At 55.2% G+C, this 15,340-nt stretch carries 19 protein-coding genes; all 19 read left to right on the top strand.

Features of this window, described 5'->3' with window-relative positions; genetic code table 11:
• Positions 1-38: 38 nt before the first annotated feature.
• The 19 genes from spoIIIAA (at position 39) to dxs (ending at position 15,304) form a co-directional block, all read left to right on the top strand.
• Positions 39-1,082 (top strand): stage III sporulation protein AA, encoded by a 1,044-nt coding sequence (gene spoIIIAA, locus MKY74_RS26285; protein WP_244169254.1) that lies wholly within the window; start codon positions 39-41, stop codon positions 1,080-1,082.
• Entirely contained in the window at positions 1,075-1,593 is a 519-nt protein-coding gene (gene spoIIIAB / locus MKY74_RS26280; protein WP_076170007.1) for a stage III sporulation protein SpoIIIAB, read from the top strand. Before spoIIIAA ends, spoIIIAB begins: the two co-directional genes overlap by 8 nt.
• A 14-nt stretch (positions 1,594-1,607) precedes the next feature.
• The gene (spoIIIAC, locus tag MKY74_RS26275) at positions 1,608-1,811 is read left to right on the top strand and encodes a stage III sporulation protein AC (protein ID WP_076170008.1); all 204 of its coding nucleotides are present in this window, start codon (positions 1,608-1,610) and stop codon (positions 1,809-1,811) included.
• A 12-nt stretch (positions 1,812-1,823) separates the two neighbouring features.
• On the top strand, positions 1,824-2,213 hold the full coding sequence (gene spoIIIAD / locus MKY74_RS26270) for a stage III sporulation protein AD (protein WP_076170009.1): 390 nt from the start codon (positions 1,824-1,826) through the stop codon (positions 2,211-2,213).
• Between the two features lie 17 nt (positions 2,214-2,230).
• Positions 2,231-3,421 (top strand): stage III sporulation protein AE, encoded by a 1,191-nt coding sequence (spoIIIAE, locus tag MKY74_RS26265; protein WP_076170010.1) that lies wholly within the window; start codon positions 2,231-2,233, stop codon positions 3,419-3,421.
• Positions 3,422-3,436: 15 nt separating this feature from the next.
• Positions 3,437-4,201 (top strand): stage III sporulation protein AF, encoded by a 765-nt coding sequence (spoIIIAF, locus tag MKY74_RS26260; protein WP_076170011.1) that lies wholly within the window; start codon positions 3,437-3,439, stop codon positions 4,199-4,201.
• A 16-nt stretch (positions 4,202-4,217) separates the two neighbouring features.
• Positions 4,218-4,856, top strand: a complete 639-nt coding sequence (gene spoIIIAG, locus MKY74_RS26255) for a stage III sporulation protein AG (protein ID WP_076170012.1) — start codon at positions 4,218-4,220, stop codon at positions 4,854-4,856.
• 49 nt (positions 4,857-4,905) lie between these two features.
• Positions 4,906-5,805 carry a SpoIIIAH-like family protein gene (locus tag MKY74_RS26250; RefSeq protein WP_076170013.1) on the top strand — a complete coding sequence of 300 codons (900 nt, stop codon included), beginning with the start codon at positions 4,906-4,908 and terminating at the stop codon, positions 5,803-5,805.
• Between the two features lie 148 nt (positions 5,806-5,953).
• The gene (gene accB, locus MKY74_RS26245) at positions 5,954-6,454 is read left to right on the top strand and encodes an acetyl-CoA carboxylase biotin carboxyl carrier protein (RefSeq protein ID WP_076170014.1); all 501 of its coding nucleotides are present in this window, start codon (positions 5,954-5,956) and stop codon (positions 6,452-6,454) included.
• Between the two features lie 28 nt (positions 6,455-6,482).
• Positions 6,483-7,826 (top strand): acetyl-CoA carboxylase biotin carboxylase subunit, encoded by a 1,344-nt coding sequence (gene accC / locus MKY74_RS26240; RefSeq protein WP_076170015.1) that lies wholly within the window; start codon positions 6,483-6,485, stop codon positions 7,824-7,826.
• 121 nt (positions 7,827-7,947) lie between these two features.
• Entirely contained in the window at positions 7,948-8,355 is a 408-nt protein-coding gene (locus MKY74_RS26235) for an Asp23/Gls24 family envelope stress response protein (protein ID WP_076170016.1), read from the top strand.
• Between the two features lie 78 nt (positions 8,356-8,433).
• Positions 8,434-8,973 (top strand): alkaline shock response membrane anchor protein AmaP, encoded by a 540-nt coding sequence (gene amaP, locus MKY74_RS26230; protein ID WP_076170174.1) that lies wholly within the window; start codon positions 8,434-8,436, stop codon positions 8,971-8,973.
• A gap of 15 nt (positions 8,974-8,988) precedes the next feature.
• Positions 8,989-9,222 carry a DUF2273 domain-containing protein gene (locus MKY74_RS26225; RefSeq protein ID WP_076170017.1) on the top strand — a complete coding sequence of 78 codons (234 nt, stop codon included), beginning with the start codon at positions 8,989-8,991 and terminating at the stop codon, positions 9,220-9,222.
• A 165-nt stretch (positions 9,223-9,387) separates the two neighbouring features.
• Entirely contained in the window at positions 9,388-9,831 is a 444-nt protein-coding gene (nusB, locus tag MKY74_RS26220; protein ID WP_076170018.1) for a transcription antitermination factor NusB, read from the top strand.
• A 61-nt stretch (positions 9,832-9,892) separates the two neighbouring features.
• The gene (gene folD / locus MKY74_RS26215) at positions 9,893-10,750 is read left to right on the top strand and encodes a bifunctional methylenetetrahydrofolate dehydrogenase/methenyltetrahydrofolate cyclohydrolase FolD (protein ID WP_076170019.1); all 858 of its coding nucleotides are present in this window, start codon (positions 9,893-9,895) and stop codon (positions 10,748-10,750) included.
• 13 nt (positions 10,751-10,763) lie between these two features.
• Positions 10,764-12,128: an exodeoxyribonuclease VII large subunit gene (xseA, locus tag MKY74_RS26210; RefSeq protein WP_076170020.1), complete on the top strand. Its 1,365-nt coding sequence runs from the start codon at positions 10,764-10,766 to the stop codon at positions 12,126-12,128.
• On the top strand, positions 12,118-12,381 hold the full coding sequence (gene xseB / locus MKY74_RS26205; protein ID WP_076170021.1) for an exodeoxyribonuclease VII small subunit: 264 nt from the start codon (positions 12,118-12,120) through the stop codon (positions 12,379-12,381). Before xseA ends, xseB begins: the two co-directional genes overlap by 11 nt.
• The gene (locus MKY74_RS26200) at positions 12,353-13,279 is read left to right on the top strand and encodes a polyprenyl synthetase family protein (protein WP_208629303.1); all 927 of its coding nucleotides are present in this window, start codon (positions 12,353-12,355) and stop codon (positions 13,277-13,279) included. Before xseB ends, MKY74_RS26200 begins: the two co-directional genes overlap by 29 nt.
• Positions 13,280-13,396: 117 nt before the next feature.
• Positions 13,397-15,304, top strand: coding sequence for a 1-deoxy-D-xylulose-5-phosphate synthase (gene dxs, locus MKY74_RS26195; protein ID WP_076170175.1), 1,908 nt, complete (start codon positions 13,397-13,399; stop codon positions 15,302-15,304).
• The last annotated feature ends 36 nt before the right edge of the window (positions 15,305-15,340 follow it).

Below are 15,340 nucleotides of genomic sequence, written 5' to 3'. Positions count from 1 at the left end.
ATAAGTAAGAAAACATCTAGTAGTTTATCCATCAGAAGTTGAACAAGCTTGCAGAAGAAAGGCAGCACGGGGGTGGTCCTATTACAAATCCAAACTGGCTGGAGTTATTTCCGGAGCCGGTCAAATCGATCCTTCACCAGCTCCCTCATCATATTCTGAGTGTCGTGGAGGAGGTACGCATCCGTGAAGGCAGGCCGCTGGAAATCAACGGCGCAGGCTCACACCACTATGTTACGGGACAAAGCACGCTGACACTGGATGCGGACAAGGCGTACAAGCCGCAGCGGGAGGTCAGCCGAAGGTTGCTCGATCTGATCAGCAACCATTCGTTGTACACGATGGAGGAAGAGCTTCGCAAAGGCTTTATCACCATTCCCGGCGGACACCGCATCGGCTTGGCAGGTAGAACGGTGCTTCACGCCGGACATGTCGAGCATATCCGCGATATCAGCGGATTCAATGTGCGGATTGCCCGGGAAGTGAAGGGTGCCGCTGACGGCATCCTCCCCTTTCTGATCGATAGGGAAGGAAACAGGATTCGGCATACGCTTCTGCTCTCGGCACCGCAGCAGGGCAAGACGACCCTCCTGCGGGATTTGGCGAGACAGATCAGCAGCGGGCTGCCCGGGCTGGGCAAATCCAGCCTGCCGGGGATGAAAGTGGGCATCGTCGACGAGCGTTCCGAAATCGCCGGCTGCCTCAAAGGCGTGCCGAGCTTTGACGTCGGACCCCGCACCGACGTGATGGATGCCTGTCCGAAGGCGGAAGGCATGATGATGATGATCCGGTCCATGTCGCCGGATGTTCTCATGGTGGATGAGATCGGCCGGGGAGAGGACGCCGAATCGGTGACGGAAGCGCTGCATGCGGGCATTACGGTCGTCGCCACGGCGCATGCCGGCGGCATCGAAGAGCTGAAGCACCGGCCCGCCCTGGCCGGACTCGTAGAAACCGGAATGTTTGAGAGGTACGTTCTTTTAAAAAGGAAGGCACAAGGGTTAAGCTGCCGGATCCTCGACCAGCAGCACCGGCCGCTGCAGCTTCAGACGGGCAGCCAGAGAGGGGTGAACTTTCTTGCTTAAGCTTTTTGGCGCCGTGCTGATTCTGCTGTCCGGCACACTGGCCGGATTCCATCAGGCCAGGCAGTTTGCCAGCCGGCCGAAGCAGATCCGGGAGCTGATCCTGGCCCTGCAGCGGCTGTCTACCGAAATCACCTATGGATTTACCCCACTTCCGGAAGCACTTCGCAAAATAGCGGATCAAATGCGGGAGCCTCTCCATACCTTTTTTCTGAATGCAGCACGTGAGATGGGGCCGGCCACAGGACTGACCGCCCAGGAGAGCCTCCAGCGTTCTCTCCATGAGAACTGGAAGCGGACCTCCATGAAGGCACCTGAACGCGAGGTGCTGCATCAGCTCAGCTTCACGCTCGGGACAAGCGACCGACAGGACCAAATCAAGCACATCCAGCTGGCCGTCGAGCAGTTGAAGCATGAAGAAGCAACAGCCAGGGACGACCAGGCCAAATACGAGAAGATCAGTAAAAGTCTCGGGCTGCTCATCGGAGCATTGATCGTTATTTTGATCTTTTAGCGAGGTGCCTAGGAATGAACTTTGAAGTGAACGCAATTTTCCAGATTGCGGGAATCGGCATCATCATTGCCATGATTCACACAGTGCTGAAGCAAATGGGAAAAGAGGATATGGCTCATTGGGTGACGGTCATTGGTTTTGTCGTGGTGCTGTTCATGGTCGTCCGGCTGCTCGATAACCTGCTGCAGGAGATCAAAACCATCTTTTTGTTCCAGTAGGGGTTGCTAACCATGGAAATTATTCAAGTGGTAGGCCTTGGGCTTCTGTCCACGATTCTGATCCTCGTCATCAAGGAGCACAAGCCGATGTTCGCTTTCGTCCTGGCCGCCGCGACCGGCGTGCTGATCTTCATGTTCCTGATCGGCAAAATCGGTATGGTGATCCAGGAGCTCCAACGGCTTGCCGAGGCGTCGGGAGTCCAGATGATCTACCTGAAAACGATACTGAAAATTATAGGGATCGCTTATATCGCCGAGTTTGGGGCGCAGCTCGTCAGAGACGCCGGGCAGGAAAGCATCGCTTCCAAAATCGAACTCGCGGGCAAGGTGCTGATCATGGTGCTTGCCATCCCCATTATCGGCATTATCATCGAAACGGTGCTTAAGCTGCTGCCAGCCTGAAGGAGAGGGGTGAAGACATGCCGGGACTGCGGAGGCTGCCGGACAAGATGCACATCGTTATTTTGTTTATCGTGTTCATGGTGGCAGGGATCACCCGGGTCTTTGCGGCTTCACCCACGGATCAGCTGATCCAGAGCCAGGCGGAGAATTTGCCGAAGGATCAGGTGGAGAAGTACTGGGACACCTTGATGAAGGAATACGGGGGATTTTTTCCGGACCAGAAAACACCATCCTTCATGGATATGCTCCTTCCCGGCGGCAGCGGCTTCAGCCTCAAATCGGTGCTGACCGCTGCAGGGACCTTTATGTGGCATGAGGTGCTGTACAATGGCAAGCTGCTCGTCACGATCGTCATCCTGAGCATCATGAGCATGATTCTGGAGACGCTTCAGGCGGCTTTTGAGAGGAAAACGGTCAGCAAAGTCGCATACGCCCTATGCTATATGGTTATCATCGTGCTGGCCATCAACAGCTTCAACGTCGCGATCGGTTATGCCAAAGAGGCGATCGACCGGATGATCGACTTCATGATGGCGATGGTACCGCTGCTGTTCGCACTGCTGGCTTCAATGGGCAACATCGTCACCGTGTCCGTTACGCATCCGCTGATCATCTTCATGATCAATACGATCGGAACGCTGATCCACGTCATGGTGTTTCCGCTGCTCTTCTTCTCAGCCGTGCTTCATCTGGTCAGTTCGCTGTCGGATAAGTACAAGCTGACGCAGATGGCGAATTTGCTGCGCAACATCAGCGTGGGGCTGCTCGGGGTGCTGCTGACGATCTTTCTCGGCGTTATCTCCGTGCAGGGCATCACGGGATCCATCACCGACGGGGTGACGATCCGGGCGGCCAAATACGTCTCCGGAAGCTTCATTCCGGTCGTCGGCAAAATGTTTGCGGATGCGACGGACACGGTGATCTCGGCATCGCTGCTGGTGAAAAACTCCATCGGTCTGGCAGGCGTCATCATCATCCTGTTCCTTTGCGCCTTCCCGGCCATCAAAATCCTGACGCTCGCGCTGATCTATAAAGTATCGGCAGCCATCATGCAGCCGCTCGGCGATTCCCCGATCACCGCCTGCCTGGACACGATCGGCAAAAGCATGATTTACGTCTTTGCCGCCCTGGCGGCGGTCGGACTGATGTTTTTCCTGGCGATCACCATCATGCTGACGGCTGGCAACGTGACCGTCATGATGCGGTGAAGGGAGGGGAAGCCCGTGGAATGGCTTGGAAACTGGCTGAAAGAGGTCGTCATGGTTGTGCTGCTTGCCACTTTCGTCGACATGCTGCTGCCGAGCAGATCCATGGAGCGATACGTCAAGCTGGTCCTGAGCCTGCTCGTGCTGGTCACCCTGCTCAATCCGCTGATCCGGATCGTGACTGACGCGCCGCTCGACAAGCTGAGCGCAGCGATCGGCCGGATGGACCGGCAGCCGGGCGGCAGCGGCTCCAAAACCAGCCTCGAGCAGATTATGGACGAGGCCGAACAGATCAAGCATCGGCAGCAGAAACAAACGCTCCAGTGGGCGGGAGAGCAGGTCGCTTCCACCATGAAGGAACAGATCAAGCAGCAAACCGGCGAGGAACCCGCGAACGTGCAGGTTGTTCTCGGACTGCCGAAGTCTAATGACGATCCGAATGCCGGAGCCGGCCAGTCACAGCCATACATTAGCGCAGTCACCGTTACAATGAGGGATTCGCAAGGCGATTCGGGCAGTTCGGACGGCACCCGGGGGGAGAGCGGCATCCAGATCGAGCCGGTGAAGCCGGTTCACGTGCAGGTCACGATCGAGCCGGATGAGAAGCAGGCTGGAACAGATCAAATGAATTCTGATCCGGGTGAGGATCAAGCGCAGGAGGCCGCAGGCGCTGTGGATGACAAGAGCGCCGGCGAAGTCCGCAAGCTGCTGGCAAGCGAATGGAATATCGATCCGGAAGTGATCACTGTACGAAGCGGATCCGGGCAGGAGTCCCGGTTATAAAGGCGGAGGTGAAACGATGGGGAAGTGGCTGAAGAAGCTTGAGCAGTGGCTGGGGGGCGGACAGGGAGGGACGAAGCGAGTACATACGTTCAGGTGGCTGATTATCGTCGGCTTGATCGGGGTGGCAATCGTGCTGTTCAACTCCTTTGTCAATGTGAAGAAACTCGATAACGAAAACATAGGGAGGGAGCCTCCTGCTGGGGCTGAGTCCCAGGAAACGTTCCAGAGCTCGGCAGGTCAGACTTCGGACTTTGCAGCGATTGAGGAAACGGCCGAAGGCAGGATGAAGGACATTTTGGAGAAAATCGTTGGCGTAGGCACGGTGGACGTCATGGTCACGGTGGATTCCACGGAGGAAATCGTCTATCAACGGAATGTGAAAGACTCCCAGCAGCAGTCGGAAGAAAACGACGCGAACGGCGGTCAGCGCCATACGACCCAGTATACCCGGGATGGCGAGATCGTCACCTACGAGCAGTCGGGAACGCAGACGCCGATCATTACGAAAAAGGTAAAGCCGCAAATTCGCGGGGTGCTGATCGTAGCCAAAGGTGCAGAGAATGAAGTGGTTCGCAACTTGATTGTGGACGCGGTGGAAAAAGGCCTGAACGTACCGGATTACCGGATCTCCGTCGTTCCGCGCAAGCAGGGGTAAGCCGATTTCCCCGATATAATCCAGTTGACTTATGAGGAGGATTTAACGAATGAACAGTAAAAGACAAACGATTTGGTTGGTGTCGATGCTCAGTTTGATGGTAGTCCTGTCCGCTTATTATCTGTTTACCGAGGACTCCGGGACGTCGAAGACGCCGGTCGCCGACAGCCAGCAGGTGGACAGCAAGACAGACAAAGACGCCAAGACGACGGCCTCGGCCGGCAGCAAAGACAACGGGGTTGTCGTAGACGAAGTCGTGACATCGGGCCAATCGGGTGACAAGACTGCGGATGCGGGCAAGGCCGACGGTTCCGCCGCGAAGGATACAGCCCAGGATACGTCGAAGGAAGACGCGGCTAAGGACGCGACAAAGGATACCGCAGCTGCTGGCAGCACGGCCGATAAGGACGCAGCAGCCAAAGACACAGCCAAGGATACGGCTGACGCCGGACAAAAGAGCGCAGCGACAACCGACAAAGCTGCGGACGATAAAACGGCATCCACAAGTAAAGCAGACGCCGGCAAGACAACCGCAAGCACGGAAAAAACGGACGATGAGATCCTGAAGGAAGTGGCTTCCCAGGCTTCGACAGGCAGCAGCATGCTCGAATCTCTTCAATGGCAGCGGTCGCAGACGAATGCTCAAAAAACAAATGACCTGATGGCTGCGATCAATGACATGAGCAAGGACAGCGAAGCTTCGGCCAAGGCGAGCCAGGAACTGCAGGCGCTCGAAAACAAAGAGACGATCATCGAAAGCATCGAGGAAGAGCTGGAGCAAAAATTCTCCTTTGCGAACGCATTCGTGAAGGAAAATGACGACAAGTACCAGGTGCTCGTCCTGAGCGACAAAATGGATGCCAAGCAGGCAGCGGGCATCGTTCAGCTGGTGATGAAAGAGCTGAAAGTGACCCAGGACAAAGTCAGCGTGAAAGTCGTCTCCGAGTAAAATGGCGGAAAAACAGAAATATCGTCGAAAGAGTCCGGGACAGCCCAGGACTCTTTCCATTTCTTCCGATTATGTTATAATACTTATCGTTATGTGTATGAATTGTCCGAAGCCACGGCTTCCATGCAGCTGAAGGAGTGAATTGCGAATGTTTAAATTGAACGAGATAAAAGAATTGATCAAGCTGGTCGATGAGACCTCCGTACATGAACTTGAACTTGAATCAGAAGGAGCACGCCTTTCCATCCGCAAGCCGGGCAAAACCGAAGTGGTTAGCGTTCAGGCTGCGCCTCAATTTGTACAGGCCCCTGCCGCACAGCAGGCTCCGCAATACGTACAGGCACCCGCCGACAATGCGCAGGCCCCTGCAGCAGGACAGGCAGCAGTACCGGATGCGGCTTCTTCCTCACTACATAAAATCGTCTCCCCGATGGTAGGAACGTTCTACAAAGCCTCTTCTCCGGACGCCGCGCCGTTTGTCAGCGTCGGTGACCGCGTTGACGAGAAAACGACGGTTTGCATTATTGAAGCGATGAAGCTGATGAATGAGCTCGAAGCAGAAGTAAAAGGCACCATCGTTGAGATTCTTGCGGAGAACGGACAACTGGTGGAATACGGGCAGCCTCTGTTTCTGGTGAAGTCGGAATAGGCACCGCACAATGGAGGAGGTTACTTGCATGAAATTTCAAAAAATTCTGATTGCCAACCGCGGTGAAATCGCAGTCCGGATTATCCGGGCCTGCCGCGAGCTCGGCATTTCCACCGTTGCGGTTTATTCGGAGGCCGACAAGGAAGCGCTGCACGTCCGTTTGGCGGACGAGGCATACTGTATCGGCCCTACGCTTTCGAAAGACAGTTACCTGAATTTCACCAACATTATGAGCGTCGCCACGTTGACGGAGTGCGACGCCGTTCATCCGGGATACGGATTTCTCGCCGAGAATGCCGATTTCGCGGAAATTTGCGAGTCCTGCAACATTACCTTTATCGGACCTTCGGCCGACGCCATCAACAAGATGGGCGATAAAGCGGTTGCGAAGCAGACGATGAAGAGCGCTGGCGTACCGGTCATTCCGGGTTCCGACGGCCTGGTTGAAGATTTGGATGAGGCGGTAATGATCGGCCGGGACATCGGCTACCCATTGATCATCAAAGCGACGGCCGGCGGCGGCGGAAAAGGAATCCGCATCGCTGAGGACGAGCAGGCGCTGATTAAGCAAATCACGGCGGCACAGCAGGAAGCCCAAAAGGCGTTCGGCAATGCCGGCGTTTATCTGGAGAAATATTTGACCGGCATGAAGCACGTTGAGATTCAAGTGATTGCCGACAACCACGGCAACGTCGTTCACCTGGGCGAACGCGACTGCTCCGTACAGCGCCGCCGCCAGAAACTGATCGAGGAAGCGCCTTGTCCGGTGCTGTCCCCCGAGATTCGTCAGCGGATGGGTGAAGCCGCAGTCCGCGCAGCCCTTGCTGTTAACTATTCGGGTGCGGGCACGCTTGAGTTTCTGCTCGGCAACGACGGCCAGTTCTACTTCATGGAAATGAACACCCGAATTCAGGTGGAGCATCCGGTTACGGAAATGGTCACCAATGTGGATTTGATCAAAGAGATGATTTCGGTCGCGGAAGGTCACCCGTTGTCGTTTACGCAGGAAGACGTTCAAATTAACGGCTGGTCGATCGAATGCCGCGTCAACGCGGAAGATCCGGACCGCAACTTTATGCCGGCTCCGGGCAAAATCCAGTTTTACCTGCCTCCGGGCGGTCCTGGTGTACGGGTGGACAGCGCAGCCTATCCGGGCTACAGCATTCCTCCTTTCTACGATTCCATGATCGCGAAGCTGATCGTATGGGCGCCGACGCGTCAGGAAGCGATTGCCAAGATGAAGCGGGCGCTGTCCGAATTCGTCATCGAGGGCGTGCACACCACCATTCCGTTCCATCAGAAGCTGATGGAGCATCCGGTGTTCAACCGCGGCGATTTTGACATCAAGTTTTTGGAGGAAAACGAAATCTGACGCCTGCTTCGGATTGTTTGTCATAAAGTTCCCCAAATGGTATAGTATGAATGATTAGGGGCAATCCTGCTTTCGTCTGAAGCGGTTTTATATATTATCTGAAAGGTGTGTTGATTCAGGGATGAGCACATTACCGAGTGAATTTGAACGTACGGACATCGGTGAAATTCAAATAGCACCTGAAGTGATTGAAGTGATCGCGGGTCTGGCTACGGTGGAAGTGAAAGGCGTCGCCGGCATGAGCGGCGGATTTGCCGGAGGCATCGCCGAGCTGCTTGGCCGCAAAAATTTGTCCAAAGGCGTGAAGGTGGAAGTCGGACAGCGCGAAGCGGCTGTGGACGTCTCGGTGATTATCGAGTACGGAAACCGCCTGCCGGAAGTGGCGACGGAAATCCAGCGCAATGTCAAACGCTCCATCGAAATGATGACAGGCCTTACGGTCATTGAAGTCAATGTGCATATCCATGATGTTTACTTCAAAAACGCGGAGAGAGCCGAAGACGTTGATTACAGTCAGCGCGTAAAATAAAGGATTCAATTGGTCACCATAACCCCCGACACCCGAAATGTCGAGGGTTTACTCTAATTTAAGGAGGCTGTGCTGTTCGTGGCTAAGATACTGGACAGACTTCTGCTGTTTATTTACAGCTTGAGTATCGGAGTAATATGTGTATTTGCCATCCTCCTCATGAGTGATTTGGTTCCGTCTCCGGATGAACTGCTGAACACAGCCGAGCTTCAGCTGACGGTCATCGTGGCGGCGGTGATCCTCTTTTTACTCAGTATCCGCTTCTTCTATATCTCGATTCGCCCGGACAGAACGCATGTCCACTCGATTGACCAGAGGACCGAATTCGGCGACATTCAGATCTCGGTCGAGACGATCGAGAACCTGTGTCTCAAGGCGGCTTCGCGGGTGAGGGGCGTCAAGGACCTGAAGGCCAGAATCCATGTGACGGAAGCGGGCCTTGAAATCATGATTCGTGCCGTCGTTGACGGCGATGTGTCCATCCCGGCCATGACTACCGACGTGCAGAAGCAGGTTCATGATCACCTTCAGGAAACGACAGGCATTCCGGTCTCTAACGTGGCGGTATATATAGCGAATGTGGCCCACGCACCAGTGATCAAGAGTAGAGTGGAATAGAGGTGAATTCTCCGAGTGATCTGGAAAGAAATTTGGGAGAGTCACAAAGGACGGATTACCGGTATTGCCGGCGGTATTTTTTTCGGTTTTATTTATTTGTTTGCGGGTTTTTGGGATATGTTGTTCTTTGCATTGGTAGTGTTCATAGGATATTCTGCCGGCAAAAGGAAGGATCTTCGGATGGATTCCTTTTTCCGCTGGCGGGAAATGGGTCAGTGGCTCTCCGAGCGCTGGCGCCCCTTTAAATGAACCCGTGATATGCCTTTCTCCGGAAAAAGAGCTGCAGCTTCTTGAAGCCCATATTCTGGAGATTGACATGCTCACGGTTTTTTTTGTGCAAATCACGATGTTTTTATTCCCGCGGTGACCCATAATAAGGACAAGAGGAAATTTCAAGGTTCTAGGAGGAACATAATGAAAAGACGTGTAGCCAGGGAACTGGTCGTTCAGTGCCTGTATCAGATGGAAATGAACGAAGCAACAAGCGAAGAAGCGCTGGAAATGCTGCTGGAGGATGCCGCTGAAGAAAATGATACCGAGCGGACCATCACCGATGAAGCGGAACTGAAGGAATTTGTGCTGGGGCTCGTAAACGGCATTTGGGGCAGCAAGAAAGCGGTGGACGACCTGCTGGAAAATTATTTGAAGGGCTGGCAAATGAGCCGCCTCTCCAAGGTGGACCGCCAAATCCTCCGCCTCGCCGCCTATGAAATGCTGTATCGCGACGACGTGCCGGCCAAGGTTGCCGTCAATGAGGCGATCGAGCTGGCCAAGCATTTCGGAACCGAGGATTCGGGCAAGTTTGTTAACGGAGTTCTGGGGAACATGATCCGCGAGCTGGATCAATTGAAGTCATAGTCTTGCATAAGGACGTTTAGCCGTCCGCTTTGCCAATCTAAAACATAGGGGAGAGAGCGACATGACAGCATCTATTATCAATGGAAAACAGGTTTCTGAGGATATCCGGACCGGAATTGCCGCCGAAGTCAAGGAGCTGGCCGCCAAAGGCGTCACTCCGGGGCTTGCCGTCGTGCTGGTAGGCGAGGATCCGGCTTCCCAGGTTTATGTGCGAAACAAGGAAAAAGCGTGCCACGACCTCGGATACTATTCGGAGGTTCACCGGCTTCCGGCTTCGACAACTCAGGAGGATTTGCTTGCATTGGTGGACAAGCTGAACAAGCAGGACACCATTGACGGCATCCTCGTCCAGCTGCCGCTTCCCGGGCATATAGACGAGAAGGCGGTCATTAACGCGATCGCGGTAGACAAGGACGTTGACGGATTCCATCCGGTAAACGTCGGCAACCTGGTCATCGGAGATGACAGCCTACTTCCATGCACGCCGGCAGGCGTCATCGAGCTGATCAAGCGTGCGGGTGTAGAGCTGGCCGGTAAGCATGCCGTCGTCATCGGCCGCAGCAATATCGTCGGCAAACCGGTTTCGCTGCTGCTTCAGCGCGAAAACGCGACCGTGACGATGTGCCACTCCCGGACGATCGGCATGGCGGACATTGCGCGTCAGGCCGACATTCTGGTCGTTGCGATCGGCCGGGCCAATTTCATCGATGCAAGCTTTGTGAAACCGGGTGCCGTCGTCATCGACGTGGGCATGAACCGGCTGGAGAACGGCAAACTGGCCGGAGACGTGGATTTCGAAAGCGTTAAGGAAGTATCTGGCCCGATCACGCCGGTGCCTGGCGGCGTAGGACCGATGACGATTACGATGCTGATGCAGAACACCTTGATCGCGGCCAAACGCCACCACGGATTGGCATAACGGAGCGGATGCCATGGAACCGCAGCGTATTTTTTCAATCAAGGACTTGAACCGTTATATCCGGATGAAGATGGACTCGGACAGTCTGCTGTCCGACGTCTGGATCCGGGGTGAAATATCGAATTTTACCCACCATTCCAGCGGGCATATGTATTTCACGCTCAAGGATGAAGGGAGCCGCATCAAAGCGATCATGTTTGCCTCCCACAACCAGCGGCTGCCGTTTCGACCCAAAGAGGGCTCAAGGGTCATCGCTAGAGGGAATGTTACGGTATACGAGCGGGATGGGCAGTACCAATTTTATGCCACCCAAATGCAGCCCGATGGGATCGGCAGTCTGTATTTGGCTTATGAGCAGCTTAAGGAAAAGCTGGAGAAAGAAGGGCTGTTTGCTGCAGACCGCAAGCGGCCGATTCCGGAGTTTCCGGAGACGATCGGCGTCATCACATCACCGACAGGTGCGGCCGTACGCGATATTATGACGACGCTTGAGCGGCGTTACCCGCGGGCGCGGATCATTCTCGCCCCTGTCCTGGTCCAGGGAAAAGGGGCCGCTCCTTCGATCGTGAAGGCCATTCGCACGATGAACGAGCTGGATGAAGCGGACGTGCTGATCGTCGGCCGCGGCGGCGGCTCACTGGAGGAGCTGTGGGCCTTTAACGAAGAAATGGTCGCGCGGGCGATCCGCGCCTCGCATATTCCGGTCATTTCGGCCGTCGGGCACGAAACCGACTTCACGATCGCGGACTTCGCCGCAGACCTGAGAGCGGCGACTCCGACCGCGGCCGCGGAGCTGGCCGTGCCGCATGCAGGCGAGCTGAAGGCGCGGCTGCAGCAGCGGGAACGGCTGCTGCTCCAGCTGCTTCAGCAGCGGGTGAAGCGCAGCCGCCAGCAGCTGGCGTCACTGCAGCGCTCGCCCGTGCTGCTGCATCCGCGGCGCTACATGCTGCAGCATGCGGAGCGCCTGGACATGCTGCGCCAGCGGCTGAGCGGCAACCTGCGTTCCCGGGTTCAGCTGAACCGGGAAAAGAGAAGCCGCATGTACCATGCGCTGATGCGGTACAATCCGCAGGAGCAGCTGACAGGGGCTCGGAGCCGCAACGATGCGGCGCGCCGGCAGCTGCTTCAGTCGATGCAGAACATACTGAAAGACAAGAAATCCCAGCTTACTTCCGGCGTGCGCCATCTGGATGCCCTCAGTCCGCTGAAGGTGATGGCCCGCGGCTACAGCCTCGTTTATGACGAGCAGGAGAAGCGTTTAATTAAATCGATTCATGAGGTACAGCCTGGCGACGTGGTCCAGATCAAAGTGAACGACGGCCAGTTATCCTGCCAGGTATGGGAACTGAAGGAGGATGCACAGGAACATGGGGAATGAAAAAGAGCTCAGCTTTGAGGACGCAATGATTCAGCTCGAGGATATCGTCGGAGAACTGGAGCACGGCGACGTTCCGCTCGAAAAGGCGATCGAGCTGTTCCAGCAGGGAATGAAGCTGTCCCAGCTGTGCGGGCAGAAGCTCGAACAGGTGGAACGGAAAATCGAGATGATCGTTGAAGAGGATGGAGAACTTCGCAAGAAGCCGTTCGGCGGCGGACAGCTCGATCAGAGCGGCGGTGAAGTTTTTGAGTGACCGGGTTTCGTTCCAGGAATACATGCAGCAGATTTCCGAGAAAGTAACCGCCTCGTTGGAGGACAGCCTGCCGCATCATTGGCAGGTTCCTTCTTCTTTAAAGGAATCCATGACGTATTCCTTGATGGCCGGAGGAAAGCGGCTCCGTCCGCTGCTGGTGATTGCAGCCTGCGAAGCGCTCGGAGGCAATGGGGAGGCGGCCCTTGATGCGGCATGCGCCGTTGAAATGGTGCATACCTACTCGCTCATTCATGATGATTTGCCAGCTATGGATAATGATGACTACCGCCGGGGCAAACTGACCAATCATAAAGTATATGGCGAAGCTACCGCCATTCTGGCCGGAGACGCCCTGCTGACGCATGCCTTTTATACGATCGCCCGAATCTCGGCGAAGCATGGCATTGATGCGGCCCCGATTTTGGCCATTGTGCAGGACCTCGCGGAAATGGCCGGTCCAAGAGGCATGGTTGGCGGACAGGCGGCCGATATGGAAGGGGAGCAGGGAGTCACGGATCTGGAGCATCTTCAGTATATCCACCAGCACAAGACGGGCGATCTGATTATTTTCTCCCTCCTTGCCGGCGGACGGATTGCCGGAGGCTCGGAGCCCGAGCTGGAAGCGCTGCGTACGTTTGGCAGCCGCCTTGGGCTCGCCTTTCAAATTCAGGACGATATCCTGGACCTGGTTGGAGACGAGGCAAAACTGGGTAAGAAGACACAGAGCGACATCAAGCAGGAGAAGGTGACATATCCTTATTTTATCGGCCTGGAAGCTTCGCAGCAGCAGGTCGAATCACTGACTCGAGAAGCCAAAGCGGCTGTCTTGAACGCCGGTTTTCAGGATCCGGAGCGCCTGCTGGAGATCGCCGATTATTTAATGCACAGGGACCATTAGAGCATGATGCTTTATGTATGATGGGCATTTTATGATATAATGGCGAAAAGAATCTAATCATGGAAGAATGTCATGGATAACTATACACTAATTACGAAGGAAAGCGGGGAGATTGCCGTGCTGCTTCCACAAATTAACGAGCCAGGACAATTGAAATCACTATCGGTTGACGAGCTCACTTCTCTGGCGGCCGAAATCCGTCAATTTCTGATTGAGAAGCTGTCGGTCACCGGGGGGCATCTCGCATCAAATCTGGGAGTGGTGGAACTCACGCTGGCCCTGCACTATTGCTACAACAGCCCGCGCGATAAATTTATTTTTGATGTAGGACATCAGGCGTACGTACACAAGATGCTGACGGGCCGGATGGATCAGTTCGACACGCTGCGGAAATACAAGGGGATGTGCGGCTTTGTCAAACGCAGCGAAAGCGAGCATGACGTCTGGGAAGCCGGGCACAGCAGCACCTCTTTGTCCGCCGCTATCGGCATGGCCGTTGCCCGGGACTTAAAAGGGGAAAACAACAAAGTGATCGCCATGATCGGGGACGGTGCGCTCACCGGCGGCATGGCATTCGAAGCCTTGAACCATATCGGACATGAACAGAAGGACCTGATGGTCATTCTAAACGACAACGAGATGTCGATTGCGCCGAACGTCGGCGCCATGCATAACTATTTGAGCAAAATCCGCTCGGACCGCCATTATTTGCGTGCAAAAGACGAGCTTGAGATGATGCTGAAGAAGATCCCGGCGATCGGCGGCATGCTGGCTAAGACCGGATCCAGGCTGAAGGAAAGCCTCAAATACATGATGGTTCCCGGCGTGCTGTTCGAAGAGCTGGGCTTAACTTATCTCGGACCGGTGGACGGCCATGATATCCACAAGCTGATCGAAACGTTCAAGCAGGCCGACAACGTGCGCGGACCGGTATTCGTGCATGTGCTTACCACCAAAGGCAAAGGATATAAACCCGCAGAAGCGGATTCATATAAATGGCACGGGGCATCACCATACAAAATCGAAACGGGCCAGGTGCTCAAATCGGTAGGAAATCCGATGTACACCGACGTATTCGGCAAGACGCTGATCGAGCTTGGGGAGCAGGATCCGCGTCTGATTGCGGTAACTCCTGCAATGCCAAGCGGTTCAGGTCTCATTCCGTTCAGCGAACGGTTTCCGGACCGCATGATCGACGTCGGCATTGCGGAGCAGCACGCCGCGACAATGTGCGCCGCGTTGGCGATGGAGGGCATGAAGCCGGTGTTCGCTGTCTATTCCACGTTCATGCAGCGTGCGTATGACCAGATCGTTCACGATATTTGCCGCCACAACGCCAATGTCATGTTCGCCATCGACCGGGCAGGTTTCGTAGGAGCCGACGGCGAGACGCATCAGGGTGTGTTTGACATCGCGTTTATGCGCCACATTCCGAACATGGTCATGATGATGCCGAAGGATGAAAATGAGCTGAGACATATGATGAAAACCGCCCTGGAGTATAACGACGGACCGATTGCTTACCGCTACCCGCGGATCAACGGCCTGGGGGTTCATCTGGACGAGGAGCTTGTGCCGATTCCGATCGGCAAGTGGGAAACCGTCCGTGAAGGCGAAGGGTACGCCGTCTTGGCCTGCGGCCCGATGGTACAGGTTGCGCTCGAGGCAGCAGACCAGTTGAAACGGGAAGGTATTCACCTTCAGGTGGTCAACGCCCGGTTCATGAAGCCGCTGGATGAAGAAATGCTGCTGGAGCTTGCCGAGAACGGCACGAATATGGTGGTGCTTGAGGAAGCCAGCGAAGCGGGCAGCTTGGGCAGCGCCGTACTGGAGTTTTATGCTTCGAAGCATATATTTGACACGAAAGTGTCCTTGATGGGTGTGCCCGACCGCTTTATCGAGCATGGCAGCGTGAAGGAGCAGCGGGAGGAGACCGGTCTAACGGCAGCAGGAGTCGTCGGCGAAATCAAGAAGCTGATGTCCCTGCATCCTTACGAGATCGGCAAAACCCAGTTTCCTTCCTAATGGACGCCGAAATCGCCGTGCAGTCAGGAGATAACG

This window comes from Paenibacillus sp. FSL R5-0378, assembly GCF_038009285.1.
GTDB classification, from domain to species: Bacteria; Bacillota; Bacilli; order Paenibacillales; family Paenibacillaceae; genus Paenibacillus_AQ; species Paenibacillus_AQ favisporus.
The sequence above is the reverse complement of the archived record's forward strand: the minus strand, read 5'-3'. Positions and strand labels throughout refer to the sequence as shown.

What these genes read in the sequence shown, in the direction of transcription:
- spoIIIAC (WP_076170008.1), top strand. Translation starts at nt 1,608, where the DNA reads ATGAACTTTGAAGTGAACGCAATTTTCCAGATTGCGGGAATCGGCATC.
- spoIIIAD (WP_076170009.1), top strand. Translation starts at nt 1,824, where the DNA reads ATGGAAATTATTCAAGTGGTAGGCCTTGGGCTTCTGTCCACGATTCTG.
- spoIIIAE (WP_076170010.1), top strand. Translation starts at nt 2,231, where the DNA reads ATGCCGGGACTGCGGAGGCTGCCGGACAAGATGCACATCGTTATTTTG.
- spoIIIAG (WP_076170012.1), top strand. Translation starts at nt 4,218, where the DNA reads ATGGGGAAGTGGCTGAAGAAGCTTGAGCAGTGGCTGGGGGGCGGACAG.
- MKY74_RS26250 (WP_076170013.1), top strand. Translation starts at nt 4,906, where the DNA reads ATGAACAGTAAAAGACAAACGATTTGGTTGGTGTCGATGCTCAGTTTG.
- accB (WP_076170014.1), top strand. Translation starts at nt 5,954, where the DNA reads ATGTTTAAATTGAACGAGATAAAAGAATTGATCAAGCTGGTCGATGAG.
- accC (WP_076170015.1), top strand. Translation starts at nt 6,483, where the DNA reads ATGAAATTTCAAAAAATTCTGATTGCCAACCGCGGTGAAATCGCAGTC.
- MKY74_RS26235 (WP_076170016.1), top strand. Translation starts at nt 7,948, where the DNA reads ATGAGCACATTACCGAGTGAATTTGAACGTACGGACATCGGTGAAATT.
- nusB (WP_076170018.1), top strand. Translation starts at nt 9,388, where the DNA reads ATGAAAAGACGTGTAGCCAGGGAACTGGTCGTTCAGTGCCTGTATCAG.
- folD (WP_076170019.1), top strand. Translation starts at nt 9,893, where the DNA reads ATGACAGCATCTATTATCAATGGAAAACAGGTTTCTGAGGATATCCGG.
- xseA (WP_076170020.1), top strand. Translation starts at nt 10,764, where the DNA reads ATGGAACCGCAGCGTATTTTTTCAATCAAGGACTTGAACCGTTATATC.
- xseB (WP_076170021.1), top strand. Translation starts at nt 12,118, where the DNA reads ATGGGGAATGAAAAAGAGCTCAGCTTTGAGGACGCAATGATTCAGCTC.